The 24,502-nt window shown below is 61.9% G+C and carries 25 protein-coding genes; 5 read left to right on the top strand and 20 right to left on the bottom strand.

What is annotated here, in order from left to right; genetic code table 11:
* Positions 1–20: 20 nt before the first annotated feature.
* Positions 21–692, top strand: coding sequence for a tRNA (5-methylaminomethyl-2-thiouridine)(34)-methyltransferase MnmD (mnmD, locus tag B4F27_RS10470; protein WP_074636128.1), 672 nt, complete (start codon positions 21–23; stop codon positions 690–692).
* Positions 689–1,597 carry a DMT family transporter gene (locus B4F27_RS10465; protein ID WP_051577598.1) on the top strand — a complete coding sequence of 303 codons (909 nt, stop codon included), beginning with the start codon at positions 689–691 and terminating at the stop codon, positions 1,595–1,597. Before mnmD ends, B4F27_RS10465 begins: the two co-directional genes overlap by 4 nt.
* Here B4F27_RS10465 and B4F27_RS10460 read toward each other — a convergent pair.
* Positions 1,553–3,526 carry a lytic transglycosylase domain-containing protein gene (locus B4F27_RS10460; protein WP_168592682.1) on the bottom strand — a complete coding sequence of 658 codons (1,974 nt, stop codon included), beginning with the start codon at positions 3,524–3,526 and terminating at the stop codon, positions 1,553–1,555. The genes B4F27_RS10465 and B4F27_RS10460 overlap by 45 nt on opposite strands.
* 119 nt (positions 3,527–3,645) lie before the next feature.
* Here B4F27_RS10460 and dapA point away from each other — a divergent pair, with 119 nt between their 5' ends.
* On the top strand, positions 3,646–4,521 hold the full coding sequence (dapA, locus tag B4F27_RS10455) for a 4-hydroxy-tetrahydrodipicolinate synthase (protein ID WP_009825897.1): 876 nt from the start codon (positions 3,646–3,648) through the stop codon (positions 4,519–4,521).
* Between the two features lie 147 nt (positions 4,522–4,668).
* Here the strand turns inward: dapA and B4F27_RS10450 are convergent, their stop codons facing one another.
* From B4F27_RS10450 to B4F27_RS10370, 17 genes are all read right to left on the bottom strand, one after another.
* Positions 4,669–4,926, bottom strand: coding sequence for a glycine zipper 2TM domain-containing protein (locus tag B4F27_RS10450; RefSeq protein WP_037944890.1), 258 nt, complete (start codon positions 4,924–4,926; stop codon positions 4,669–4,671).
* Between the two features lie 96 nt (positions 4,927–5,022).
* On the bottom strand, positions 5,023–6,420 hold the full coding sequence (locus tag B4F27_RS10445) for an aspartate aminotransferase family protein (protein ID WP_009825899.1): 1,398 nt from the start codon (positions 6,418–6,420) through the stop codon (positions 5,023–5,025).
* 272 nt (positions 6,421–6,692) lie between these two features.
* Positions 6,693–8,888, bottom strand: a complete 2,196-nt coding sequence (locus B4F27_RS10440) for a DEAD/DEAH box helicase (RefSeq protein WP_286759624.1) — start codon at positions 8,886–8,888, stop codon at positions 6,693–6,695.
* A 164-nt stretch (positions 8,889–9,052) separates the two neighbouring features.
* Complete coding sequence (locus B4F27_RS10435) at positions 9,053–10,621, bottom strand: gamma-glutamyltransferase (RefSeq protein ID WP_286759623.1); 1,569 nt, start codon at positions 10,619–10,621, stop codon at positions 9,053–9,055.
* Between the two features lie 85 nt (positions 10,622–10,706).
* Positions 10,707–11,327: a CHAP domain-containing protein gene (locus tag B4F27_RS10430; protein ID WP_005851155.1), complete on the bottom strand. Its 621-nt coding sequence runs from the start codon at positions 11,325–11,327 to the stop codon at positions 10,707–10,709.
* A gap of 132 nt (positions 11,328–11,459) precedes the next feature.
* Positions 11,460–12,089: an urease accessory protein UreG gene (gene ureG / locus B4F27_RS10425; protein ID WP_286759622.1), complete on the bottom strand. Its 630-nt coding sequence runs from the start codon at positions 12,087–12,089 to the stop codon at positions 11,460–11,462.
* The gene (locus B4F27_RS10420; RefSeq protein ID WP_286759621.1) at positions 12,086–12,721 is read right to left on the bottom strand and encodes an urease accessory protein UreF; all 636 of its coding nucleotides are present in this window, start codon (positions 12,719–12,721) and stop codon (positions 12,086–12,088) included. Before B4F27_RS10420 ends, ureG begins: the two co-directional genes overlap by 4 nt.
* 12 nt (positions 12,722–12,733) lie before the next feature.
* Entirely contained in the window at positions 12,734–13,186 is a 453-nt protein-coding gene (locus B4F27_RS10415; protein WP_286759620.1) for an urease accessory protein UreE, read from the bottom strand.
* Between the two features lie 9 nt (positions 13,187–13,195).
* Entirely contained in the window at positions 13,196–14,905 is a 1,710-nt protein-coding gene (ureC, locus tag B4F27_RS10410; RefSeq protein ID WP_074636116.1) for an urease subunit alpha, read from the bottom strand.
* 24 nt (positions 14,906–14,929) lie between these two features.
* Positions 14,930–15,235, bottom strand: a complete 306-nt coding sequence (locus B4F27_RS10405; protein WP_286759619.1) for an urease subunit beta — start codon at positions 15,233–15,235, stop codon at positions 14,930–14,932.
* A complete protein-coding gene (locus B4F27_RS10400) occupies positions 15,232–15,417 on the bottom strand; it encodes a hypothetical protein (RefSeq protein ID WP_005851166.1) in 186 nt (61 codons plus the stop codon). Before B4F27_RS10400 ends, B4F27_RS10405 begins: the two co-directional genes overlap by 4 nt.
* A gap of 27 nt (positions 15,418–15,444) precedes the next feature.
* On the bottom strand, positions 15,445–15,747 hold the full coding sequence (locus B4F27_RS10395) for an urease subunit gamma (protein WP_005851167.1): 303 nt from the start codon (positions 15,745–15,747) through the stop codon (positions 15,445–15,447).
* Between the two features lies 1 nt (position 15,748).
* Positions 15,749–16,621: an urease accessory protein UreD gene (locus tag B4F27_RS10390; RefSeq protein WP_286759618.1), complete on the bottom strand. Its 873-nt coding sequence runs from the start codon at positions 16,619–16,621 to the stop codon at positions 15,749–15,751.
* Positions 16,622–16,774: 153 nt separating this feature from the next.
* Complete coding sequence (locus tag B4F27_RS10385; RefSeq protein WP_005851171.1) at positions 16,775–18,088, bottom strand: TRAP transporter large permease; 1,314 nt, start codon at positions 18,086–18,088, stop codon at positions 16,775–16,777.
* A complete protein-coding gene (locus tag B4F27_RS10380) occupies positions 18,085–18,651 on the bottom strand; it encodes a TRAP transporter small permease subunit (RefSeq protein WP_064216317.1) in 567 nt (188 codons plus the stop codon). The genes B4F27_RS10385 and B4F27_RS10380 overlap by 4 nt, the downstream gene beginning before the upstream one ends.
* A gap of 112 nt (positions 18,652–18,763) precedes the next feature.
* Entirely contained in the window at positions 18,764–19,801 is a 1,038-nt protein-coding gene (locus B4F27_RS10375; RefSeq protein ID WP_005851174.1) for a TRAP transporter substrate-binding protein, read from the bottom strand.
* Between the two features lie 195 nt (positions 19,802–19,996).
* A complete protein-coding gene (locus tag B4F27_RS10370; protein WP_286759617.1) occupies positions 19,997–20,851 on the bottom strand; it encodes a helix-turn-helix domain-containing protein in 855 nt (284 codons plus the stop codon).
* Positions 20,852–20,944: 93 nt separating this feature from the next.
* Between B4F27_RS10370 and pobA the strand changes: the two genes are divergently transcribed.
* Positions 20,945–22,114 carry a 4-hydroxybenzoate 3-monooxygenase gene (gene pobA, locus B4F27_RS10365; RefSeq protein ID WP_168592672.1) on the top strand — a complete coding sequence of 390 codons (1,170 nt, stop codon included), beginning with the start codon at positions 20,945–20,947 and terminating at the stop codon, positions 22,112–22,114.
* Positions 22,115–22,212: 98 nt separating this feature from the next.
* Here the strand turns inward: pobA and B4F27_RS10360 are convergent, their stop codons facing one another.
* On the bottom strand, positions 22,213–23,193 hold the full coding sequence (locus tag B4F27_RS10360) for a zinc-binding dehydrogenase (protein ID WP_168592671.1): 981 nt from the start codon (positions 23,191–23,193) through the stop codon (positions 22,213–22,215).
* 21 nt (positions 23,194–23,214) lie between these two features.
* The gene (locus B4F27_RS10355) at positions 23,215–23,808 is read right to left on the bottom strand and encodes a TetR/AcrR family transcriptional regulator (RefSeq protein WP_286759686.1); all 594 of its coding nucleotides are present in this window, start codon (positions 23,806–23,808) and stop codon (positions 23,215–23,217) included.
* A gap of 121 nt (positions 23,809–23,929) precedes the next feature.
* Between B4F27_RS10355 and B4F27_RS10350 the strand changes: the two genes are divergently transcribed.
* Positions 23,930–24,184 (top strand): hypothetical protein, encoded by a 255-nt coding sequence (locus tag B4F27_RS10350; protein WP_286759616.1) that lies wholly within the window; start codon positions 23,930–23,932, stop codon positions 24,182–24,184.
* The last annotated feature ends 318 nt before the right edge of the window (positions 24,185–24,502 follow it).

Genomic DNA, 24,502 nt, shown 5'->3' with positions numbered 1-24,502 from the left:
CCATAGCACAAGGCCATCCCATGGAGAACCAGACAGCTGATATCGAATGGAAAGACAGCGGTGTGCCCGTGTCCTCCAAGTTCGACGATCCGTACTTCAGCCTCGACAACGGGGTAGAGGAAACGCAGCATGTCTTTATCGACGGGAATGACCTGACCAACCGCTTCCGCGACGGGTTCCGCATCGGAGAGTTGGGGTTCGGCACGGGGCTGAACTTTCTCGTGGCTTGGGACGCGTGGGAGCGGCACGGCGCGAAAGGCACGCTGCATTTCACCTCGTTCGAAGCCTTTCCGATGTCGTCCGAGGATATGGCCCAAGCGCATCGGTCCTTTCCTGACTTCGATGGAAAGCGCGACGCGCTGTTGGACGCTTGGTCGCCAGAGGGTGGAGAGATGCGCTTTGGCGATGTGGTGCTGACCGTGGTGATCGGCGATGCGCGACGTGCGGTGCCCGCGTGGGACGGGCTGGCGGATGCGTGGTTTCTTGACGGATTTTCCCCCGCCAAAAACCCCGAGTTGTGGGAGCCGGAGCTGCTGCACGATGTAGCACGGCACACGGCACCGTTTGGCACGGCCGCGACCTATACCGCCGCTGGCGCGGTCCGTCGCGCGCTGGAAAGCGCGGGCTTCGCGGTTGAGCGCACGACCGGCTATGGCCGCAAGCGGCACATGACGCGGGCTGTGCGCGTATGAGCATGGCCACCAACCGCGCGGCGGCTGCGGCGCAGTCGAACAACATCCCGCTTGGCATCACCTTGATGGTGATCACGACCTTCGTGTTTGCGGTGCAGGACGGGCTGTCGCGGCATCTGGCCTCTGAATACAACGTGATGATGGTGGTGATGATCCGTTACTGGTTCTTCGCGGCCTTTGTGATCGCGCTGGCCAAACGCCATGCGGGCGGGTTGCGGGCGGCGGCGCGGACCAGCCAGCCGGTGCTCCAGATATTCCGCGGGCTACTGCTGGCGGCCGAGATCTGCGTGATGATCGTCGCCTTCACGATCCTTGGCCTTGTGGAAAGCCACGCGGTCTTTACCTGTTATCCGCTGCTGGTTGCCGCCCTGTCCGGCCCCGTCCTGGGGGAAAGTGTCGGCTGGCGCAGATGGGCGGCGATCGGGGTCGGCTTTATCGGTGTGTTGATCATTCTGCAGCCGGGGATGAGCGTCTTTGACCCCGCCGCCGTGATCCCGCTGGTGGCGGCCGCGATGTTCGCGGTCTACGGGCTGCTGACCCGCTATGTCGGGCGCAAGGACAAGACCGCCACCAGCTTTTTCTGGACCGGCGTCACGGGGTCAGTGGCGATGACAGCCACGGGGCTGTGGTATTGGGAGCCGATGATCGCCAGCGACTGGCTGATCATGGGGTGCCTGTGCATCACCGGTGTCACGGGCCACTGGCTGTTGATCCGCTGCTACGAAGTGGCCGAGGCGAGCGCGGTGCAGCCCTTTGCCTATTTGCAACTGGTCTTTGCCGCGATCATCGGCATCAGCGCCTTTGGCGAAACCGTGCGCCCCAATGTCGCCATCGGGGCGGCGCTGATCGTCGCGGCGGGGCTATTCACCTTTTGGCGCGAACGGCAAAAGGGTCGTGCCCGTTAGTTCCTCGGTAAAGGGTTGGGGCAGGGGATCTTTGCCCATGCGCGCGCGGTAAACGGGCAGGCTTTCGGTCACCCGCATCACATAGTTCTGCGTCTCGCGAAAAGGGATCATCTCTATCCAGTCGACGATATCGATGTCGCCCTCGCGCGGGTCGCCATAGGTATCCATCCAGCGCGTCGGACGCGAGGGGCCCGCGTTATAGGCGGCCGAGACCATGACCACATTCCCGTTAAACCGGCCCGCCATCTGCGACAGGTATTCGGACCCCAGCAAAGCATTGTATTCGGGGTCGGCGGTCAGTCGGTCGGTGGTGTGCAGGGCGCTGATCTCCAGATCGCGCGCGACATCCTTGGCCGTGGCGGGCATCAGCTGCATCAGACCGCGTGCGCCCACATGGCTCTGGACCACGGGATCGAATTCGCTTTCGCGGCGGGCGATGGCCAAAACCATCTCGGGGGCCATGTTCAGGTCCAGCTTAATCGCATCATGCAGCGCGTAATAGGGGCCGGCGATGGTGATGCCCCGTTGTGCCACACGTTTGCCGATCATCACGGCCAGATGCGGCTGGCCCACATCAATCGCGGCCTGTCCAAGAAGGGCAGCGTCTTCGGTGATCAGCTGCTCTGCCAGATGGGTCCAGAACCGTTCGGCGGTCGACAGCTCGCCCGAGGCTTGCAGCAACAGCCCCGCCTGAAATAGCGGTGCCTGTGCCAGCGCCGATGTGCGCCAGTCCTGTTCAGGGGGCGCGCCTGCAAGGCTTGTATCGAACGGCAGATTGCCCCGCTCTGCCGCAAGCAGACCGTAGAAAGAGGATTGGAACTTCGCGCCTTGGGCATAGGCTTTGGCCGCGCCCTCGGCGTCGCCCATGGCCTGATACGCGCGGCCCTGCCAATAGCCCGCGCGCCCTTGGCTGATGGGGGATTCTACCGCGCCGTCATGGGCCTGAAAGTGACCAAGCGCCAGCTTGGGGTCTTTGAGGAACCGCAGGGCGATATAGCCCGACAGCCATTCAAGGTCCGCGAAATGTGACCCTTCGGACAGGAAGTGTTTCGACGCCATCTGATAGGCCCGCGCCGGATCGCCATTGCGCATTTCGTCCCGCGCCAGCGCGCGGCGGCGGTTGGCCCATGCGGCGGGCTGACCAAGGGCCGCAGCGCTGACCGATTGCGACAGCATCAGATCCTTGGCGCTGTCGCCGTAGCCTTTGCGGATGCGCCATTCGAAGCGGTCGGCCTGCAGCCCCGGATCACCGGCCTTGCTGGCGGGCAGCGCGTCGATCAGGGCGTTTACGTCGCCGTCCAGATTTTGCAAGGCGATGCGGGTTTCGGCCAGCGCCTTGTCGGCATCGCTGACCAGATCGAACATCTGGCGGGCTTCGGCGTGTTCCCGTTGCCATAGCATCTCGTCCAGACGGGCGGCGTGGTGCGGTTTCAGCAAAGGCCCATGCGCGTCAATGAACTTTGCCTGATCATTCCCGCTCATCGGGAGGGTACGCCACGCCAGCACCAGCCGCGCCTGTGCCTCGCCCAGACGATCCGCACGCAGCAGCGCTGCGGCATGGGCCAGCACACCCTCGGGCGTCTGCGGGCCCTGACCGGTAAAGAAATCCAGTATCGCCTTGTCACCCTCGCGGATCACGGCCTCTTCGGATTGTCTGCGCAGATAGGCCTCGCCCGGCCAATCCGGGCGGCGGTTAAGGAAATCTGTCACCTCGGCATAGGTGCCCCGTCCGGCGCGCAGGCGGTGCCATTCGATCACATCTACCGCAACGGCCCCGTCACGGCGCGCAATCAGGGCGGCATTCTCCCAGCTGCCCGCGCGCATGGCGTCCATCGCCCATCCCAGTGGACGCGGCCTTTCGGCATGGGCCGGAAGGGCGAGGGCAAAAACCATCGTCAGCGTCGCCAAGGCGCGTCTCATCACTTGCATTTCCTACTGGTCAAAGGCTACAGCCTTGCAACATACGGCGCGGCGCGGGGGTTTCAACTCAACTTGCCGCTATCAGCAATTGGGCGCTTGCCCAGCAACGCAAGAATAGGAGCGTGCATATGCTACAAGGTTCACTACCTGCACTCGTCACGCCGTTCACGGACGGCGCGCTGGATTTGGCCACGCTCAAGAAGCTGGTGGAATGGCACATCGCGGAAGGATCGAACGGGCTGGTGCCCGTCGGGACCACCGGTGAATCGCCCACCCTGACCCATGCCGAGCATGAAACCGTTGTCGCCGAAGTCGTCAAAGCCGCCGCGGGTCGTATCCCCGTCGTTGCAGGTGCCGGTTCGAACAACACGACCGAAAGCATCCGTCTGGCCAAACACGCCGAAAGCGTCGGTGCCGATGCGGTTCTGGTGGTCACGCCCTATTACAACAAGCCGACCCAAGCCGGTCTGATCGCGCATTTCACCGCGATCCACGAGGCCTGCGGTCTGCCGATCATCATCTACAATATCCCCGGCCGTTCGGTCGTTGATATGCTGCCCGAAACCATGGCGGAGCTGGCCAAGCTGCCGCGCATCATCGGTGTCAAGGATGCCACCGGCGATCTGGCGCGGGTCTGTGACCAGCGGATGCTGTGCGGGCCGGATTTTGTCCAGCTCTCGGGCGAGGACGCCACAGCGCACGGGTTCAACGCCCAAGGCGGCGTGGGCTGTATCTCTGTCACTGCGAATGTCGCGCCCAAGCTGCTAAGCCAGATGCAAGCGTTCTGCCTTGCGGGGGACTATGCGTCGGCGCTGGAAATCCAGGACAAGCTGATGCCGCTGCACAACGCGATCTTCACCGAGCCGGGCCTGGTGGGTGTGAAATACGCGATGGCGCGTCTGGGGTTGTGTTCGGACGAGGTGCGCCTGCCGCTGGTGCCGCTGACCGATGCCACCAAAGCGCTGGTGGATCACGGATTGAAGCACGCGGGTTTGCTCGACTGATGTCGCGGTAAAATCACGGTTAAGACGGGGCGGCATCTAGCCGCCCTTTTTTATGGGCAGACCCAGCCAATCGGTCAGCGCATAAAAAAGGCCCCGGCGAAACGCCGAGGCCTAATGTGAATATCTGCCTTCGGGAGCAGAAAACGCTTATGGGCAAGCAGCCGTGTAACGCTGACCTGCGGAGTTCTGGTAGACGCACTGGCCGTTTTTGCCGCGGCCCAGGTATGCACCTGCAGCAGCGCCAGCCAAGCCACCCAAAACGGCGCCTTTGGTTTTGTCATCGTCGCCCGACACGACAGCACCCAGAGCCGCACCAGCAGCAGCGCCGGTTACAGAAGATTGAGTCTGCGTTTCGCAAGCGGCGAGTGCGCCAACCATAGGCAGGACCAAAAGTAGCTTTTTCATGATATACTCCATACTAGCTTCAGTACTTAACGCTATGTGACGGGTTTGGTTCCAGTAAGATTATTTTGATCGGCAACAAAGTGCCGGAGCGGCAGTCTATTTGCTGCCGAACACCCGACCCATTGCCCCATCCACAGCCGCGATGATCTGATCAATATCGTCCTTCTTCGCGATCAATGCAGGGCTGAAGCAGAGCGTGTTGTTCTTGCCCGGCACCGACCGGTTGGTCGCCCCGATGATCACCCCCTGTGCCATGCAGTCTGCGACGACCGCCTGAATCTGCGCTTCGACGACGGGAACGCGGGTGCTGCGGTCTTGGACCAGCTCTGCGCCAAGGAACAGACCCTTGCCGCGCACCTGACCGATCACGTCATATTTGTCCGACAGCTCTTCAAGCTCTTCGAGCATGTATTGCCCCATGTCGCGGGTGTTTTGCAGCAGGTTTTCGCGTTCGATAATCGCCATGTTTTCAATCGCGGCGGTGGGGCCCGCGGTGCAGCCCCCGAAGGTAGAGATATCGCGGAAGTAGTTCAGCGGGTCGCTGGCGTCGTCCTTGAACAGGTTAAAGACCTCTTCCGTCGTCACCAGACAGGCAATCGCCGCATAGCCCGAGGCCACACCCTTGGCCATCGTAACCATATCGGGCTGGACGCCGAAATGCTGGTAGCCGAACCATTCGCCGGTACGCCCGATGCCGCAGACGACTTCGTCGATGTGCAGCAGCACGTCATACTTGCGGCAAATCTCTTGCACCCGTTCCCAGTAGCCGTCCGGAGGCGTGATAACACCACCGCCCGCCGTCACGGGTTCAAGACACAGCCCGCCCACGGTGTCGGGCCCTTCGGCGAGGATGATCTTCTCGATCTGATCCGCAGCCCAAACGCCGTAGTTATCCTCCGGCGCGCCGTCTTGCTCGAACTTGCGATACTCCAGACAGTGGGGGACGCGGACGAACCCGTCGGTGAAGGGGCCGTATTGCGCATTGCGTTCTTCCTGACCGCCCGCAGACAGACACGCGATGGTCGTGCCGTGGTAGTCGCGGTCGCGATACAGGATTTTGTGCTTCTTGCCGCCATAGCGTTTGTGGGCGATCTGGCGGATCATCTTGAAGGCTTTCTCGTTCGCCTCGGAGCCGGAGTTGCAATAGTATAGGCGGCTCATGCCCGGCATCTTGTCGATCAGCTTTTCCGCAAAATGCGACCCCGGAATAGACCCGGCAGACCCCGCGAAATAGTTCAGCTTGATCAGCTGGTCGCGCACGGCGTTGGCAATGCTTTCACGGCCATAGCCGACGTTGACGGTCCAGACACCACCGGACACCGCGTCCAGATGCTCTTTGCCCTTCTGGTCCCAGACACGCATGCCTTTGCCTTCGACAATGATCCGTGGGTCCGTGGTTTCATAGGCTTTGTGCTGGCTGAGGTGGTGCCAGATGTGCGCGCGATCTGCCTCGACCACACGGGAGATATCGTTTTCGCTAAATGTACCATCCATGTGCGTGACCTTTCCGAGGTTGGGATTGGGGGCGGGTGGCAAAGCACCCTGTTTTCAAGGCCCCATCGCAAACGCGCCTCGCGTCTGTTTCGGCCCATGTGCAGTGATTGTTAGGAGCAACTTCCCCCTCTGAAAAGGAAAAACCTGCCACAAAGGGGGGCGGGACGGGGAAGATAGACGCAAAAAGGGCCGGAATTGATTAAAATTCCGGCCCCTAAGCGATTGATTGATCTGTATTTCCCCGTTTTTAGACCGGGGGTAGGTCTTGCGGCTTATTTCGGGCGAAAGCTCGACTTGCCGCGTTTGGGGGCGGCATCGCCGCCACCGGCTTTGCCCGAGGGTTTGCCACCCTTGGGTTTCGCGCCCAGTTTGCCCGGTGGGACAAAGCGTTTCGACGGGTCAGCGGCGCGGGCCTTGAACGGTTTATCCGCTGGTTTGCCGTCGCCACGGGGGCGGTCCGCCCCACGATCCGCTGGCTTTTCCTTTTTCCAGACGGCTTTGGCTTTGGGCTTGCCGCCGGGTTTGTCGAAGCTGTCGGGCTTGCCCGCAGACTTGGGTTTAGGCGTGGCACCGGGCTTCATCGGAGACCGTTCGGTCTTGTGCGACTTGGGCGGGCGTTCGCCTTTGGGGGCTTTGGGCTTGTCAAACTTCGGCTTGTCGCCGCGCGGTTTGTCGAACCCTTTATCGGGGCGCGGGCCGCGAGGTTTGTCGTAGGTAACCGATGGTTCTTCGGTGCTGGCCGCACGTGGTTTGCGCGGTGCACGTGGTGCGTCGGGGTCATAGGGTGCGCGGTCGGGGCGTGGGCCACGATCGGGGCGCGGGCCGTTGTCAGAACGGGGGCCGCCACGGTTCGGTTTGGGGCCACGGCCGCCGGGCTTGGGCCCGCGCGACAGATCGGGGGCCTTGTCCAGTTTTGTCACAACCGCGCCGTCTTCGACCTTCATGTCGGGGCCAAGCGCGTTGGTGAACTTATCTGCCGAGGTCGCGAGGATCTCGACAAAGGTATGGCTGGGCTGCACGCGGATCGCGCCCACGTCATCCTTGGTCAGATCGCCCATGCGACAGATCATCGGCAGGATGGTGCGGGGTTCGGCGTCATCGTTGCGCCCGATCGAGATCGAGAACCAGACCGACGGGCCAAAGTCGCCACGGGGGCGTTCGTCGGCAGGGGTGCCGGGCTCTGCCAGCTGCTCGGGTGCGGACTGGCGTGCACGGTACAGGTTCACAAAGGCCGTCGCCAGTTGCTCGGCGCTGAACTGTTCGACCAGATTGGCAACAAAGCCCGCTGCATCATCGGGGATCGGGTCAGACCATGCGGAATCGGCCAGCAAACGCTTTTCGTCTTCGGCGTTCACTTCTTCAGCAGAGGGCGGGTTGGCCCATTCGACCTTCAGCTTGGCGCCGCCCAGCAGACGGTTTGCCTTGCTGCGCATCTTGGCGGGAACGATCAGCGCGGACACACCCTTGCGACCGGCACGACCGGTACGGCCCGAGCGGTGCAGCAACGTGTCAGAGTTCGACGGCAGATCGGCATGCACCACCAGCTCGAGGTTGGGCAGGTCGATCCCGCGTGCGGCAACATCTGTTGCGATACAGACGCGCGCGCGCCCGTCGCGCAGCGCTTGCAGGGCGTTGGTGCGTTCGGATTGCGTCAGCTCGCCCGACAGCGCCACGACCGAAAAGCCGCGGTTGGTAAAGCGGGTGGTCAGGCGTGCGACGGCGGCGCGGGTGTTGCAGAAGACGATGGCGTTTTTCGCCTCGTAAAAGCGCAGCACGTTGATGATCGCGTTTTCAGTGTCGCGCGGATGCACGTTCAGCGCACGGTATTCGATGTCGGCGTGTTGTTTCTTTTCGCCCACGGTTTCGACGCGCTGCGCATCACGCTGGTAGGATTTGGCCAGCTTGGCGATCGCCGCAGGCACGGTGGCCGAGAACAACAGTGTGCGGCGCTCTTCCGGCGCTTCGGAGAGGATGAATTCCAGCTCTTCGCGGAAACCCAGATCAAGCATCTCGTCCGCTTCATCCAGCACCACGGCACGAATGTCGGACAGGTTGATGTTGTTGCGTTTGATGTGGTCGCACAGGCGGCCCGGTGTCGCGACGACGATATGCGCGCCACGGTCCAGCGCACGACGTTCGGTGCGTGTGTCCATGCCGCCAACGCAGGTGGTCACGACCGCACCGGCCTTGCCATAAAGCCACGTCAGCTCGCGGCTGACCTGCATGGCCAATTCGCGCGTCGGTGCGATGATCAGCGCCAGGGGTGCGCCGGCGTGTCCGAATTTTTCATCATCGCCCAAAAGGGTCGGTGCGATGGCCAGACCAAAGGCCACTGTCTTGCCAGACCCCGTTTGGGCTGACACCAGAAGGTCGGCCTCGACCAGATCTGGGTTGGTAACCGCCTCTTGGACGGGGGTAAGCGAATCATAGCCTTGGGTGGCAAGCGCGTCTGCGATGGTTTGGATCAAGGGATTGTCCTGTCTGAGAAAATGTCGCGCTACAAATACGCGCGTCGCGGCAAAAGCGGATACGCCAGCCACGTGTTGCGCCCGTCCCTAGTCGGTTGTGACGCAAATGTACATCTCTTTGTCAGATGCGCAGGGCAAGGCAGCTATGCTTGCCCGTCGCTCTTTCAGGCGCTGACGGCATCCCCCCAAGCGGACATCACCTCTGTCACGCCGGTATTTTCGTCGCCCGCACGCCCGACAGCTGAGGGGCAGGCGAAGTGATAGGGGAAGATCGTGCGCGGCGCGGTCACCACATTGTCCAGCGTGTCTTGCAGCGTCGCGATCACCTGCGGCGGCAGCGCCTGATCCACGATGGTCACATCGGCAAGGCTCATATCCGTGCGCGGCGCATGAAAGGCGGCTTCCAGATCCATCCCGTAGTCCAGCAGCAGTGAGGTCAGTTCGACCACAGCGGGCATGATCTTGCGCCCACCAGATGCCCCAAGCGCGAATTGCGCACCGTCGGCACGCTCCAGCAGCGTGGGGCACATATTCGCAAGGCAGCGTTTATCCGGCCCAAGCGAGTTCGGCTTGCCCTGTTCAGGGTCGAACCACATGATGCCATTGTTCATCAGGATGCCCGATTGGGGCAGCATCATCCGCGAGCCAAAGATCGACAGCAGCGTTTGGGTGACGGCGACCATATTGCCCGCCGCATCAACGACGCTGAAATGTGTGGTGCAGGACGGATCGGGTTCATGTTCGATATCGCCCATCGTGTCATAGCGTTCCTGGTTGGCCTGCCGGATGGCACGGTCATAAGCGATGAACGCCTCGGCGTCGGGGGCGTCCGTGCCAGGCTGCCAAGCGGTCATCAGATCAAGGGCGCGGCGCATGGTCGGGCCAGCGGTCAGGGTCGGTGTGGCGATGACCTCGTGCCCGCGGTAGGCATAGTGCATCGCGTCGACCAATGTCGCCTGATACTGCGCCAGATCCTCGGCCGTATGGTGGCCGCCCGCGGCTTGCAGATCGGCGACGATGGATTGCGCCAATGCCCCTTCGTAAAACGCGCGCGGTCCGTCCTTGGCCACGGTGCGCAGCGACGCGGCAAGACGGCCAAGGTCGCATTTTGTCTCGCCCAAGGCGGTCCAGCCAGAGGATTTGGGAAAGCCGTCTTCGTCCAGAAACGTCTCGGCCGAGGCGGGGAAGGGGGCGAGGTCTTTGGCCGAACCACCAAGGATCAGCTGCGTGTACCAGTCCACAGGCAGACCATCATCGGCAAGCTTGATCGCAGGGGCCAGCAGATCGGCCCAAGGTTTCGTGGCAAAGCTTTCATGCGCCAGACCCATGCCAGCGACCTGACCGGGAATGGCAATCGCCTTGGCCCCGAAGACATTGCGGTCTTCCAGCACCGAAGGCCAGGGGAACAGATCGCCCGCCTTGCCGCCGACGATGGGGTAGTCCGCGATATCCAGCCCCTTGGGGGATTTCATGCCGAATTCGATGACCTTGGCCGTCTTTTCGCCCGCCATGCGTACGACCATAAAGCCGCCGCCGCCCATACCGCTCATCCAGGGTTCAGCCGCGCCAAGCGCAAAGGAGGTGGCAATCGCCGCATCCACCGCATTGCCGCCCTGCGCCATGACATCCGCCCCGACCTGCGCCGCGACACGGCTTTGCGAGGCGACGATCCCCTTGCGGCTGCGGGTCGCGGGTTTGGTGATTTGCCAAGAGGCATTCTGCTGCTGGGTCATTGGGGGCATCCTGATGTTTAGATGTGCCTACCCAACGCCAGTGTCAGCAGATTTGCAACCTTGAGGGGCACCGCGGCCCCATTGGTCAGTTGCTTTGTGTCGGTGCCGCTGAAAATGCGAACACGGGGGGCTGTGTCATCTCGTTCGACGGCGCGGATTTCGCATCGGGATAGATGAAGCCGTTGATCGGATAGACGCTGCCGTAAGACCCGGCCTGGCTTTCAAGGCGCACATCGGACCAGTCGTTCAGCGGAGATACGTCTTGCACGCTCATTCCAAGCGAGATCTTGTTGCGCTTCCAATTGGCGTGATCGACCTTGATCTCGCGCGGGGAAACGACTTCGGAGACGACGGCAACATGGCCCATAGGGTTCCGGCTGGTGCCTTTGAACGCCATGACCGACCCGACGACGGGTTCTTTGCCGCGCTCGTACAGGCCGTTGGCTTGCGCCCACCACGTATTGGCATTGCCGCGGATTTGAACGCCGCTGGCATTGCGTGCGAAGGGCACGCACCAGACGCGCTGCCCTTTGGATTGCAAAACGCGCACCTCGCGGATTGCCATGGCGTGTAGGTCGGGGTTGATACCCGCCTGACCAATGGTCTGAATTTCAGACGGGCCGCGGGCGCAGGCTGCTGTCATCAGCAGGGCCACACACAAAAAAGGAATTCCGACTTTCGATGACCACTGGCGTTTCACGCTCATTTATCTGTCCTGCTGCCCGTTTCACTCACCTTACTGTCCCAGTAAAGTCCGGCAGACATTCCGCGATTCTCGGCCAAAAACAAAGTGTCAGGATTTTTGTGGGCAAAATTCCGCCGTTATTATTGCAAATTGTTAATTTTCGGGAACCGGGCGGAGGCCGCCGATTTTGACAATCAGGTCCAGCAGCTCTGCCACACCCTTATCGTGTTTCATCTCGGCAAAGAGATAGGGCAGATCGCCGCGCATCCGTTTGGCGTCACGGTCCATCACCTCTAGCGACGCGCCCACATGCGGGGCGAGGTCGGTTTTATTGATGATCAGGATATCCGACTTGGTGATCGCTGGCCCGCCCTTGCGCGGGATCTCTTCGCCCGCAGCAACGTCGATCACATAAAGCGTCACATCCGCCAGTTCGGGGCTGAAGGTCGCCGACAGGTTATCGCCACCGGATTCGATCAGCACGCAGTCCAGATCGGTGTGGCGGTCGCGCATCCGGGCGACGGCGGCAAGGTTGATCGAGGCATCCTCGCGGATGGCGGTATGGGGGCAGCCGCCGGTTTCGACCCCGATGATCCGGTCCTGCGGCAAAACCTGAAGCCGCATGAGCGCTTCGGCGTCCTCTTGGGTGTAGATATCATTGGTGATCACGCCGATCGACCAGCGGTCGCGCATGGCACGGCACAGGGCGGCGGTCGTTGTCGTCTTGCCCGCGCCAACGGGGCCACCAATGCCAATACGAAGCGGTCCATGGGGGGAGGTCATGTCTGGAACATCCTTGAGTAAAGCGTTTCATGTCGCATCGACGCGATATCGGCCAGAAAGCAGGCGCTGCCGATGTCGTCGATGGTTTGGGTCAGGGCCAGCGTCACTGTGTGGTGGCATAGCGGGGCAAGGGCGGTGATCACCCGCTGCCCGTCCGTTTGCCCCAAGGGCACCGCGCGGATCGCGGCAGACACCAGTGCGCTGACGAAGGCGTGCAGGAACAGCTGCGCGCCTTGTGCCACGGGCAGCCCCTGCGCCGCGCAGGCTGCGCCAAAGGCGACGGGCAGCGTCAGGTCGGGGAGGTCATGCCCCCAGACGTCATTGACCACTCGCACAAAAGCCGCGCCCTGTTGGGTCATCTCGGTCAGCCGCTCTGACGAGGGGGCCAGCGCGCGCGCCAGCGCATCTACCTCGTCCACCCCCTTACCCGCAAAGCCAGCGTTCAGCAGGATCGCATCGGTCCGGCCCGCACCGTGGGTGATGATATCCGACAGCCACGCCTGAAGGCTGGACGCATCGTGAATGGCATCGTCCTGCACGGCCATTTCCAGCCCGTGGCTATAGCTGAACGCGCCGATGGGAAAGCTGGGCGACAGCCATTGCGCGAGCGTGATCAGAGCTTGGGTTTGCATCGTCCGGCGGGCCTAATGCGCGTGGCTGTGGGTGCGCCCGTGGCCATAGGCACCGCCTTCGGGAATGAAGGGTTCGGACACATCGCTCAGTGTCGCGCCGAGCTTTGTCAGCATGTCGCGGATCACGTGGTCGTTCTGGATCAGCAGGCGAGTGGGTTCAAGCTGGCAGGGGCAGTGCCGGTTGCCGATATGCCATGCCAGCCGCACCAGATCGTCGCCGGTGATTTCCAGCAAGGCTTCCTTGGCTGCGATGACCTCGATGATCTGCCCGCCTTCAAGCTCGAACGCATCGCCGTGGTTCAGCGATTCCGTATGGGCGAGGTCCACGAGGAACCCGCGGTTATGGCTGGTCAGCAGGCGTTTGCGGCGCAGGAAGCGGTCGTCATAGGTCAGCACGCAGCTGTCGTCCGCATGGTCCCACTGGCCGTGGCGCTTGATCGTATGGGCGGGGGGAAGGTCGGTCATCTAGGGGCCTCAGAACATGAAATAGCGTTGCGCCATGGGGACGGTCTCAGCGGGCGCGCAGGTCAGCAGCTCGCCGTCCGCGCGGACTTCGTAGGTTTCGGGGTTCACCTCTACCTTGGGGGTGGCCGCGTTGTGGATCAGATCGGATTTGCCGATATTGCGGGTGTTTTGCACGGCGATGGTCTGTTTGCGAAGGCCAAGGCTGTCGCGCAGCCCGCTCGACTGCGCGGCTTCCGAAATAAAGGTCACCGCACAATGCTGGAGCGCACTGCCATAGGCCCCGAACATCGGGCGGGTATAGACCGGCTGCGGCGTGGGGATCGACGCATTCGGATCGCCCATCTGCGCCACGACGATCATGCCGGACATCAATACCATTTCGGGCTTCACGCCAAAGAAGGCAGGGTTCCACAGCACCAGATCGGCTTTTTTGCCAACCTCGATCGACCCGACCTCGCGGCTGACACCATGGGCGATGGCGGGGTTGATCGTGTATTTCGCGATATAGCGTTTGACGCGGAAGTTGTCGTTGTCGCCGGTTTCTTCCGGCAAGCGCCCGCGCTGCTTGCGCATCTTGTCAGCGGTTTGCCATGTGCGGATCAGCACCTCGCCCACACGTCCCATGGCCTGACTGTCAGAGGCGATGATAGAGAAAGCACCGATGTCATGCAGGATATCCTCGGCGGCAATCGTCTCGCGTCTGATCCGGCTTTCGGCAAAGGCGACGTCTTCGGGGATGGATTTATCAAGGTGGTGACAGACCATGAGCATGTCCAGATGCTCTTCGAGCGTGTTCACCGTGAAGGGGCGCGTCGGGTTGGTCGAGGACGGCAGCACGTGCTCCTCGCCGCAAATCTTGATGATGTCGGGGGCGTGGCCGCCGCCTGCGCCCTCGGTGTGGAAGGCGTGGATGGTCCGACCTTTCATTGCGCCAAGCGTATGTTCGACAAAGCCGGATTCGTTCAGCGTGTCGGTGTGGATCATCACCTGCACGTCCATGTCGTCGGCGACCGACAGGCAGCAGTCGATGGCGGCAGGGGTGGTGCCCCAATCCTCGTGCAGCTTCAGCGCACAGGCCCCGCCGTTTACCATTTCAACCAGCGCGCCGGGTTGGCTGGCGTTGCCCTTGCCCGAGAGACCGATGTTCATCACCACACCATCCATCGCCTGCAACATGCGCCCTATATGCCAAGGGCCGGGGGTGCAGGTGGTGGCAAGCGTGCCATGCGCAGGGCCGGTGCCGCCGCCAAAGCAGGTGGTCACGCCGGAATGCAGCGCGTCCTCCATCTGCTGGGGGGCGATAAAGTGGATGTGGCTGTCGAAACCGCCCGCGGTGAGGATGCGTCCCTCGCCTGCGATCACCTCGGTCCCCGGTCCGATGATGATATCGACATTGGGTTGGGTGTCGGGGTTGCCCGCCTTGCCAATCGCCGCGATGCGCCCGTCCTTCAGCGCGACATCCGCCTTGTAGATGCCCGAATGATCCACGATCAGCGCGTTGGTGATCACGGTATCCACCGCACCGTTTGCCCGCGTGACCTGCGACTGGCCCATCCCGTCGCGGATCACCTTGCCGCCGCCGAACTTCACCTCTTCGCCATAGGTGGTCAGATCGCGTTCCACCTCGATGATCAGATCGGTGTCGGCCAGTCGAAGCCGGTCCCCCGTGGTGGGGCCATACATTGCTGCGTATTCAGAGCGGGGGAGTGTGGTGGTCATAGGTCTCTCTTTCCTCGAAGCGCCTTAGAGCGCGCCCATCACTTCAGCGTTGAACCCGTACACCTTGCGGTCTCCCGCGAGCGGGATCAGTTGCACCTCGCGGCGTTGACCGGGTTCAAAGCGCACGGCGGTGCCGGCGGCGATGTCCAGCCGGTGACCACGCGCGGCGGCGCGGTCAAAGTCGAGCGCGGGGTTGGTTTCGGCAAAGTGGTAGTGGCTGCCGACCTGCACGGGCCGGTCGCCGGTATTGGCAACCATAAGGGTGATGGCTGTGAGATCGGCGTTCAGGGTGATGTCCCCCGCGGCGCACAGCACCTCTCCGGGGATCATTTGCGCGCCTTGCGGGGGGCCTTGACCCGCCCGCGCAGGGCGATGGCCGCGGCGGTTGCGATGACGGCAAGCCCCATGAAGACAGGCATCCATTCGGCCCCGTGGGGGGCGATATGCACACCGGGGTGGGCAAGGGCAGGGCCGGCCATCAGGGCGGCGGGCAGGATCATCAGATGTTTCATAGCAGAGGCCTTTCTTGCGAATGGGGGCTAGCGGATAGGGTTGTGCACGGTGACCAGCTTGGTCCCGTCGGGGAAGGTGGCTTCGACCTGCACGTCGTGGATCATCTCGGCGATGCCCTCCATACAGTCGTCGCGGGTGATGACCTGGGCACCAGCCTGCATCATCTCGGCCACGCTGCGGCCATCGCGCGCGCCTTCGACGACGGTGTCGGTGATCAGGGCAATCGCCTCGGGGTGGTTCAGCTTGACGCCACGGGCCAGACGCTTGCGCGCGACTTCGGCCGCCATGGCGATCAGCAGTTTGTCTTTTTCACGGGGGGTCAGCTGCATGTCAAAGCATCCATGTTTTAGGAGGGGCCGCGCCGTGCAGGCGGGCGATGATCGGCACCAGAGACTGGCGCAGGATGTAACTGTCGGGCGCGAGCAGCCGCGCATAAAGCACGCCGTCGCGGATCAGGCTGGCACCGGCGCTGGCAGGCAGCAGCGCGCGCAGGGGGGCAAGCAGCGCTTCGGCATCGGGGGCGGCGTAGATCACGCTGGCCATGGCGCAGTTGCCGCGCGCCGTGGCGGTGCCTGCAAGCTGTGCGTGGATATCGCCGGACAGACGCACGGCATCGGCAAAGATAGGGTGCCCGTCGCGGCGGATCGTGATGTTGTCGGCAAAGCGCGCGTCGCGCAGCGTTTCGCCCATGGAGACGCGGCCAAAGACCAGCGGCTCTACGCCGAAGAAACAGGCGTCGCCCGTCAGGTCCACCTCCAGCTTGCGGCGCAGGGCGGAGCCGTTGAACAGGATCGTTTCCTGCGGCAGCCAATCGACCCGTGCCCCCGCTTTTGCCTCCAGCCGCGTGGTCATCTGCGCCATGGGGCCGGGTTGCGCCAGATAGACGCGCTCGGCCGCTTGGCTGGTCAGGGTCAGCCGGCTGCCCGCACCCGCCGTGGCGTGGATCGACAGCTCATCGCCGCCCGTCATCCCACCCGAGGTATTGAGGAAAACCCCCGTCAGCCCGCCCGCCGCCGCGCGCGGAAACAGCGCCTTGAAGCAGCCTTGTTGGTAGAGATCGCCAATCACGGACGTGCCGCCATAGGTCTTGCTACTGATGCGCAACGCCCCGCGGGCGCGGGGTTGCATCGGCACGGAGAAAGCCTGATCGGTATGGGCGGCGATGTTGATGGGGGGCCTCGTCCAGCTGAAAATAACTCCCATCTGGATAGCGTGATTCCCGTCGGGTGCGATCCGAAACGGGCATTTTTGGCGCAATTTCAGGCTGTATCTCGACGGCTGCCTAATATTTGAGCATATCCCGTCAGGGGCTTTGACCCGCAGCCGTGCCGCGGGTCAAGGCAGGTGTTTACAGGTCTACCCGTAGAAATACTTGGGCAGATAGGTCGCGATCTCGGGGATCAGGATGATCAGCAAGACCCCGATCAGCGTCACGATCACATAGGGCGTCACCGAGGCATAGATATCGCCCATTGTGACGTCCGGCGGGGCCACCCCTTTGAGGTAAAAGAGGTTAAAGCCGAAGGGCGGGGTCATATACCCGACCTCCATCATGATGATGAAAAGGATGCCGAACCAGATCGGATCAAAGCCATAACTCTGCACAACGGGCAGGAATACAGGCAGGGTGATCAGCATGATCCCCACCGGATCCAGCACCATCCCAAGGATGAAGAGCACCGCCAGCATGAACACCAGCGACCCCCAACGCCCACCGGGCACAAGGTTCATCATATCCTGGATCAGGCTTTGTGCCCCAAGCGCGGTATAGGCCGTGCTGAAGGCGTGGGCCGCGAAAAGGATCCACATGATCAGCGCGGTCAGTTTCAGCGTTGCGACAGAGGCGTCGCGGATCACGGCCCATGACAGTTGCCGGTTCACGCCCGTGGCCACCATCGCGCCAAAGACACCGATGGCGGCGGCTTCGGTCGGCGTCGCGTAGCCGCCAAAGATGGCCCCCAGCACGATCACCACGATCAGGATCGGCAGGATCACCGCCTTGAGAGACCGCAGCTTCTGCCCCCAGTTCGCGCGTTCCTCTTTCGGGAGGGCGGGGCCCAGTTCCGGCTGCATCCAGCACCGCCCGCCGATATAGACGGAGACGAGGAAGAACAGCAGCAGCCCTGGCCCGATACCGGCCGCGAACAGACGCCCGACCGACACTTCGGTCAGCAGCGAATACAGCACCATCAGGATTGACGGCGGGATCAGGATGCCCCAGCCCCCGCCCGCGTTGATCGCCCCAAGCGCGAGCTTCTTGTCATAGCCGCGTTCCAGCATCTTGGGCAGCGCGATGGTCCCCATCGTGACAACCGCCGCCCCCGAGATGCCCGACATGGCGGCAAAGATCACGCAGATCAGCACCGTGCCGATGGCCAGACCGCCACGCAGCCCGCCCCACCATTCGTGCATCATATCGTAAAGGTCATTCGCGACCCCCGATTTTTCAAGCAGGATCGCCATGAAGACAAACAGCGGAATTGCCATCAGCGTGGGGGATTGCATCGTCTCCCACATTTTGGAGGCGAGCAGATAGAACCCCAGATCGCCCATTTCCGCATAGAGGAAGATCACCGATATCCCTCCAAGGGCAAAGGCCAGCGGGGTGCCGAGCATCACAAACAACAGCAGCGCGCCAAAGAACAGCATGGTCAGGATTTCAACGCTCATGACTGGCCTCCTGCGGCTTGGGCGGCTTGGGTGTCGCCGGTGGCCGGTTGTCCAAAGATCGCGGGGTCATTGGGCAGCCCCATCAGGGTGCGCACATCGGCCCAAAGGCGTACGAAGCCCTGCAACAGCAGCAGCAAGGCGGCGACGGGGATCAGCGATTTTGTCGGCCACAGCGGGGCCTTCCAGACAGAGTTCGACCGCTCCATATCCGCGATGGCCTCGGACGCGATGTCGTAGCCTTGCCACAGCAGCACGCCGACAAAGATCAGGAACAGCGGCCATGTCACGATGTCCACCAAGGCTTTGCGTTTGGGGGAAAACTGGCCGTAGATGATATCGACGTTCACGTGACCGCGTTCGGTCAGCAGATAGCCGCCCCCGATGATCGCATAGACACCAAAGATCAGCGTCGCCAGCTCGGCAGTCCAGATCGCGGGCTGCCCGATCAGATAGCGCATGACCACATCGGCCAGCAGCAGGGCAAAGATGATCAGCACGCAAAAGCTGATCCAATAGCCGATAATGCGGTTCAATTGCGTGATGAAGCGCGCAAGCTTAAACAAAACGTTTCTCCCTCAAGACATAAAAGAAGCCGCCCGAAATGCAGGGACATGTCAGGCGGCTACATTGATTTTCACTGTGGCATCACCGGGGTCGAGCCCCCGGATCAGGCCCCTAGAGGTAGCCGAGGTCGGTCATCAAGGTTTTGTAGATATCCGCCGCCTTTGCCGCGCGTTCGCCTTTCTGCGCCTCTGTGTCGAGGATCTTGGCCGAGGCATCGGCAAGGATCGCCAGAACGTCGTCGGGCAGTTCGGACACCTCGATATCGTTCTCGGCGATGCCCGAAGAAATCGCGATGGCTTCGGCGTGCTGGTATTCGGCCGACCGCTGGAAGAAGCGCGTTTCCATCGTGTCGAGCAGGGCAGTGCGCAGATCGTCCTCCAGCCCGTCGACGGCCTCCATATTCAGGATAAAGGCGTCGGTGGTCTGACCAAGCGCGGGTTTGTAGTGGTATTTGCAGACCTCCCAGAGGGACATGGATTTCGCCCCCACGGCAGCGCCCCAATGCGCGCCATCCACAACGCCCGAGCTGAGCGATTGATAGAGTTCGGACCCGGGGATGTATTGCGGGGCGGCACCAGCGGATTGCAGGTAATCCAGCATCGTACCCGACGACCGCAGCTTGAGCCCTTTGAAGTCTTCGGCGGATTCGATCTTTTTCGACACGACGATTTCGACGGGCAAAACCTTTTCCGTCTTCATCATCACGCCATCGGCGTTCAGGTCTTCGTTCACCAGCGCCTCAAGTCCAAGGTTCTTGACCGCGTGTTCCATTTCCCAAGCTTGGCGGAAGGTGCCGGGGATGCCGAACAGGAAGGACGCGGCCTGCGCCTGATCTTGCACATAGGACGGGCTGACCGTCCCCATCGGCACCACGCCCTTGCGCACGATATTGTAGATGTCGGGACCTTTGGCGAATTCACCAGCACCCAGCAGATCCATTTTGAACGCGCCTTCGGTGCGCGTTTCTAGCACTTCGGCCAGTTTGCCAAGGCTGTCGGTGAAAGAGCTGGACGCTTTGGGCCAATGCGCTTGCACGCGCCAGTTGACCTTGCCCTGCGCGATCCCTTTGCCGACCAGCGCCGGTGTCGCCAGCGCGCCAAGAGCAGCGCCGCGCAGCATGGTGCGACGGTTCATATTGCCTTTTGTCATTCTATTTCCTCCCAGAAACTTCGGTTTCTCTTATCTGCGCGGCACGGGTTGCGCAGGCTCCCTAACGTCACCTTCACGTATCAATTGGGGTAGGTCAAACGGCTGTTAGCGATAACGGTGAATAATTCTGACATTTGTCAGTTTTGTGAGCACTGATTTGCCGAGTCTTCAACCTGTGGTCCTTTGGCCGCGATTTCAGGTTACGAATTGCTGGCGGTATTGCGATGGGGTCACCCCCTGCACGGTGCGGAAACGGCGCGAGAAATAGGACGGATCGGCGAACCCCAGACGATAGCCAACTTCGGCCACCGACAGGCGTGTAAAGGCCAGCATGCGGCAGGCTTCCTCGACATGGCGGGCTTCGATGTAGGCGGTGGCGGACAGCCCCTTTGCCGCGCGACACAGGCGCGACAGATGTCCGGTGCTGATCCCGAGGGTGCTGGCAAAGTCCTTGGCCGTCCAGCCGGCGCTGTCCGGATCGGCGATAAGCTGGTCGAGCCGCGACAGGCGATCATCCTGCGGTGCGTCGTTGCTGCGGTTTTGCGTGGTCCCCCATGCCGCGATGCTGGCCAAAACCGCATGCCCCAGCCCCACGGCAATCTGCGCCCGAAACGGTGCCCCCGTCTGGGCCGCCACGGTTTCCAGCTGGGTCATCAGCGCGATCAGCGGGCCCGCGGCGCGACCAACCGTCGGCTTGGTCAGCGCCTGTGCGACCTCGGCATTGACGGGCCCGATGCTGTGCAGGATCGCAATGGGAAAGGATTGCACCATGCCTTGGGTATTGGGGGCAAAGTCGAAACTATGCACCATGCGGGGCGGGATAAAGACGACCGATCCCTGCGTCAGGGCAAATCGGTCGCCATCAATATTCGCTGTGCCACCCCCCGAAAGGATGTAGAGCACCTGCGCCAGCTGCGCGTGCCGATGTGGCGCGATGTGCCACGCGTGATCCGGTGCGCGGTCCTTGATCCGTTCGCAATGAAGGACATCGGGAAAGCCTTTGGTTTCGCCAAAAAGCGCATAGCTGGGGATGGGGGAAAGCTCTGTCATGCACGGATTGTACCAGCAATTGCGCTAACGATCCATTCATCATGCACGTTCCGTACAATAGGTTAACCCGAAAATCGGGCAGGGAGCAGCTATATGAAAACGGAAGTCGTCATTATTGGCGGCGGGCCATCGGGCTTGCTGCTGTCGCAATTGCTGAACGACGCAGGCGTCAGCACTGTCGTGCTTGAAAGGACCACCCGTGAACACGTGCTGTCCCGCATCCGCGCGGGCGTGCTTGAAGACGGCACAATGAACCTGCTGCGCCATGCCGGTGTCGGTGCGCGGATGGACCAGCAGGGCCTGCCGCACAAAGGCTGCTACCTGACCGACAACGATCTGATGGTGCATATCGATTTCCACAAGCTGATCGGCAAGAAGGTCATGGTCTATGGCCAGACAGAGGTCACCCGCGATCTGTACGACGCACAGGACCGGATGGGCACCACGATCATTCACGAGGTCGAGGATGTGGTGATCGACGGTGCGGACAGCAATGCGCCCACGGTATCCTTCACCAAAGACGGCCAGCGACGCGAGATCAGCTGCACTTACGTCGCGGGCTGTGATGGGTTCCACGGTGTCAGCCGCGCGACGATCCCCGCCGCCAAACGTCGGGAGTTTGAACGGGTCTACCCCTTTGGATGGCTGGGGATTCTGTCGCGCACGAAACCGGTGAACGATGAACTGATCTATGCCAGTTCGGCGCAGGGCTTCGCCCTTGCCTCCATGCGCAGCGCAAGCCTGAGCCGGTATTACATTCAGGTGTCGTCGACCGAAAAGGTCGAGGATTGGAGCGATGACCGCTTCTGGGAGGCGCTGAAGCAACGCTTGCCACGACCTGTATCAGAGGCGCTCGTGACCGGCCCGTCGATCGAGAAATCCATCGCGCCGCTGCGCTCCTTCGTGAGCGAGCCTTTGCGGTGGGGAAACCTGTTTCTGGTGGGGGATGCCGCGCATATCGTACCGCCCACCGGTGCCAAGGGGCTGAACCTCGCGGTGTCCGATGTCTTCTATCTGCATGACGCGCTGATTGCCGCGTTGAAGCGGGGGGATCACAGCGGGGTTGACGGTTATTCCGCCCATGCGCTGTCGCGGATCTGGAAGGCGATGCGGTTCAGCTGGCAGATGACAACAATGCTGCATCAGTTCGAGGGCGAAGACAGTTTCGCCCCGCAGATGCGGCGGGCGTCGCTGGCCCATCTGGCGCAAAGCGAAACAGCGCGGCGCGATCTGGCAGAGAATTATACGGGGCTGCCGTTCTAAACGCAGCCGCCCAAACTTGGGTGCCGAAATGAAAGCAGGGCGGCCCTTGATCCCGTATCAAGGGCCGCCCTGTTTGGTACTGTGGTATCCGACTGCGATTAGCCGCGGATCATCACCTTGCCGGGGCGGCCCGGTGTGAGCGAGGCTTTCAGCGCACCCGAAAGATCATCCAACCCGAACTGCCCGCCGTCTTCCAGCACCAATTCGCCTTTGGCGACCAGCGTGACCAGTTCAGTGATCAGGCGTTTGCGCTCTTCGGGGTCCATGTCGCCGCTCACGCGGGAGCCCCAGAAGCCTTTGACGGTGATGTGCTTCATGATTAGCGCGCCAGAGTTCAGCGGCATCGGCGCACCGGTCGCGGTCCCAAACACGACAAGCTCTCCGTCCAGTCCCAGCAGATCGACCAGATCAGCCGAGATATCGCCCCCTACGGAATCGATCGCGGATGCGGCCCCTTTTTCGCCGATGATCTCGCGTGCTTTATCCTGCCAGCCCGCTTCCGAGGTCGATAGCACGTTGTCGATGCCCAGATCTGTCAGCTCTTTCACAGCGTCTTCGCGCCGCACGAGGTTCAGCAGGTTGATGCCGCGGCTTTTGGCGAGCGTGGTCATGATCTTGCCGACGGCCCCGTTTGCAGCGGTCTGAACGATCCAGTCGCCTTTCTGCGCCTTGAGCGTTTCCAGCAGAGAGATGGCGCTGAACGGCATCGCGATCAACTGTGCGCCAGCAACGTCCGAGATCACGTCGGGCAGGGGCAGAACACCCGTGGCGGGGGCGACGAAGTATTCGGCCCAGGTGCCATGCACACCCGCGATCGACACTCGCTGGCCGATCATCGCGTCGTCCACGCCTTCACCGACAGCCTCGACGGTGCCTAGCGCTTCGCTGCCGGCAATCGCGCCGGGAAGCTCGGGCTTGTAGCCGTAGTTCCCGCGGATCGTCCAAAGATCGTGGTTGTGGATTGGCGACAGGGTCATCTTGACCAGAACCTCGCCCGCCCCTGCGGTGGGAGTGTCGACATCGGTCGCTTCGATGACGTCGATGGGTTCGCCAAAGCTATTGTGCACGGCTGCTTTCATGGGGATCTCGCTTTCTTGTGGTTATCGAATGGTTAGAAAATCGGTGGTTTCTGACAAAGCCTGCTGCAACGGGATCTGATCCTGCGACAGTTTCGACAGGATCGCGGCCCCCAGAAACTTGGCATAGAGCATCTGCGCTGCTGCCCGCGGATCATCGACCGGCGGGACGGAGCCTTCTTCGGCCCCGGCAACCAGCAGCTGCGCAATGCGGCCGACCAACTGTGCCACGCCATCATCCAAGATGCGGCGCATGTCGTCCGACAGATCGGCAACCTCGGCCCCAAGCTTCACAACGAGGCACTGGTTGGCGATCCCTTCGGAATGGGCATGGGCCAGCCACGCCGACCAGAACGACAGCAGCTTGTCACGGGCAGAACCCGACCCGCTGCACAGCGCATCCATGCGCGCCAGATAATCGTCGACATAGTCGTGCAGTAAGGCCTGGCCAAAGGCATCCTTGGACGGAAAGTAATAATAGAACGACCCTTTAGGGACATCACTTTCCCTCAGGATGCGCGCCAGCCCGACAGCGCCAAACCCGTGCTTGCTGATCAGCGCACGTCCGGCGGTCAGTATCTTTTGCCGCGTTTGATCTGATTTCTTTTGCTCTGTCATACGGGGGAGGTAAGAAGTAATAGACCGGTCGTCTAGTGGCGCGGCCAATTTAATTTTGTCCGCGGCTGTTCCTTGCCGTACAGCTTGGGACGGGGCGGCGTTTCAAGGGGCGGGGTGCGCAATGGGAAAGGTGACAGACAGAATGGTCATGTGGGTGTTCTACGTCTCAGGCGCGCTTTGCTTTGGAATCGCAGCATTCCTTGGCGTGCAGCACTGGGTCGAAAGCATCCCCTACACCGACACATGGGCCTATTTCCGCAACTACCACCCGATCCGGCACACTCTGCTTGTTGCGATCGGGTGGGCCTCCGCTGGCGTCAGCGTGACTGCGGGCGTTGTGTACGCATGTAGGCGTGCGATGAGTCGGAAACGCTGAAACCCGTCAATCAGCCCCGCGTGGTGCGTGACATATATGCTGGGATGTTCGGGTGGTGTTTGGTGGAGCCTAGCGGGATCGAACCGCTGACTCAGAGTGTCTGCCCTGCAGACGCGCGTCAGTCAGCCCCGCGTGGCGCGTGACATATGTGCTGGGATGTTCGGTGAAGGTTTGGTGGAGCCTAGCGGGATCGAACCGCTGACTCAGAGTGTTCGCCTCGCGGACGCGCGTCAGTCAGCCTCGCGTGGTGCGTGCCATATATGCTGGGATGTTCGGTGAAGGTTTGGTGGAGCCTAGCGGGATCGAACCGCTGACCTC

This window comes from Sulfitobacter sp. UBA1132 (genome assembly GCF_002311545.1).
Taxonomy (GTDB): Bacteria; Pseudomonadota; Alphaproteobacteria; order Rhodobacterales; family Rhodobacteraceae; genus Sulfitobacter; species Sulfitobacter pontiacus.
Note: the sequence above shows the minus strand (reverse complement) of the source record. Positions and strands in the feature narration are given on the sequence as shown.

Excerpts from the sequence above, each read along its gene's own strand:
- mnmD (WP_074636128.1), top strand. The coding sequence starts at position 21 with ATGGAGAACCAGACAGCTGATATCGAATGGAAAGACAGCGGTGTGCCC.
- B4F27_RS10465 (WP_051577598.1), top strand. The coding sequence starts at position 689 with ATGAGCATGGCCACCAACCGCGCGGCGGCTGCGGCGCAGTCGAACAAC.
- B4F27_RS10460 (WP_168592682.1), bottom strand. The coding sequence starts at position 3,526 with ATGCAAGTGATGAGACGCGCCTTGGCGACGCTGACGATGGTTTTTGCC.
- dapA (WP_009825897.1), top strand. The coding sequence starts at position 3,646 with ATGCTACAAGGTTCACTACCTGCACTCGTCACGCCGTTCACGGACGGC.
- B4F27_RS10450 (WP_037944890.1), bottom strand. The coding sequence starts at position 4,926 with ATGAAAAAGCTACTTTTGGTCCTGCCTATGGTTGGCGCACTCGCCGCT.
- B4F27_RS10445 (WP_009825899.1), bottom strand. The coding sequence starts at position 6,420 with ATGGATGGTACATTTAGCGAAAACGATATCTCCCGTGTGGTCGAGGCA.
- B4F27_RS10435 (WP_286759623.1), bottom strand. The coding sequence starts at position 10,621 with ATGACCCAGCAGCAGAATGCCTCTTGGCAAATCACCAAACCCGCGACC.
- B4F27_RS10430 (WP_005851155.1), bottom strand. The coding sequence starts at position 11,327 with ATGAGCGTGAAACGCCAGTGGTCATCGAAAGTCGGAATTCCTTTTTTG.
- ureG (WP_286759622.1), bottom strand. The coding sequence starts at position 12,089 with ATGACCTCCCCCCATGGACCGCTTCGTATTGGCATTGGTGGCCCCGTT.
- B4F27_RS10420 (WP_286759621.1), bottom strand. The coding sequence starts at position 12,721 with ATGCAAACCCAAGCTCTGATCACGCTCGCGCAATGGCTGTCGCCCAGC.
- B4F27_RS10415 (WP_286759620.1), bottom strand. The coding sequence starts at position 13,186 with ATGACCGACCTTCCCCCCGCCCATACGATCAAGCGCCACGGCCAGTGG.
- ureC (WP_074636116.1), bottom strand. The coding sequence starts at position 14,905 with ATGACCACCACACTCCCCCGCTCTGAATACGCAGCAATGTATGGCCCC.
- B4F27_RS10405 (WP_286759619.1), bottom strand. The coding sequence starts at position 15,235 with ATGATCCCCGGAGAGGTGCTGTGCGCCGCGGGGGACATCACCCTGAAC.
- B4F27_RS10400 (WP_005851166.1), bottom strand. The coding sequence starts at position 15,417 with ATGAAACATCTGATGATCCTGCCCGCCGCCCTGATGGCCGGCCCTGCC.
- B4F27_RS10395 (WP_005851167.1), bottom strand. The coding sequence starts at position 15,747 with ATGCAGCTGACCCCCCGTGAAAAAGACAAACTGCTGATCGCCATGGCG.
- B4F27_RS10390 (WP_286759618.1), bottom strand. The coding sequence starts at position 16,621 with ATGGGAGTTATTTTCAGCTGGACGAGGCCCCCCATCAACATCGCCGCC.
- B4F27_RS10385 (WP_005851171.1), bottom strand. The coding sequence starts at position 18,088 with ATGAGCGTTGAAATCCTGACCATGCTGTTCTTTGGCGCGCTGCTGTTG.
- B4F27_RS10375 (WP_005851174.1), bottom strand. The coding sequence starts at position 19,801 with ATGACAAAAGGCAATATGAACCGTCGCACCATGCTGCGCGGCGCTGCT.
- B4F27_RS10370 (WP_286759617.1), bottom strand. The coding sequence starts at position 20,851 with ATGACAGAGCTTTCCCCCATCCCCAGCTATGCGCTTTTTGGCGAAACC.
- pobA (WP_168592672.1), top strand. The coding sequence starts at position 20,945 with ATGAAAACGGAAGTCGTCATTATTGGCGGCGGGCCATCGGGCTTGCTG.
- B4F27_RS10360 (WP_168592671.1), bottom strand. The coding sequence starts at position 23,193 with ATGAAAGCAGCCGTGCACAATAGCTTTGGCGAACCCATCGACGTCATC.
- B4F27_RS10355 (WP_286759686.1), bottom strand. The coding sequence starts at position 23,808 with ATGACAGAGCAAAAGAAATCAGATCAAACGCGGCAAAAGATACTGACC.
- B4F27_RS10350 (WP_286759616.1), top strand. The coding sequence starts at position 23,930 with ATGGGAAAGGTGACAGACAGAATGGTCATGTGGGTGTTCTACGTCTCA.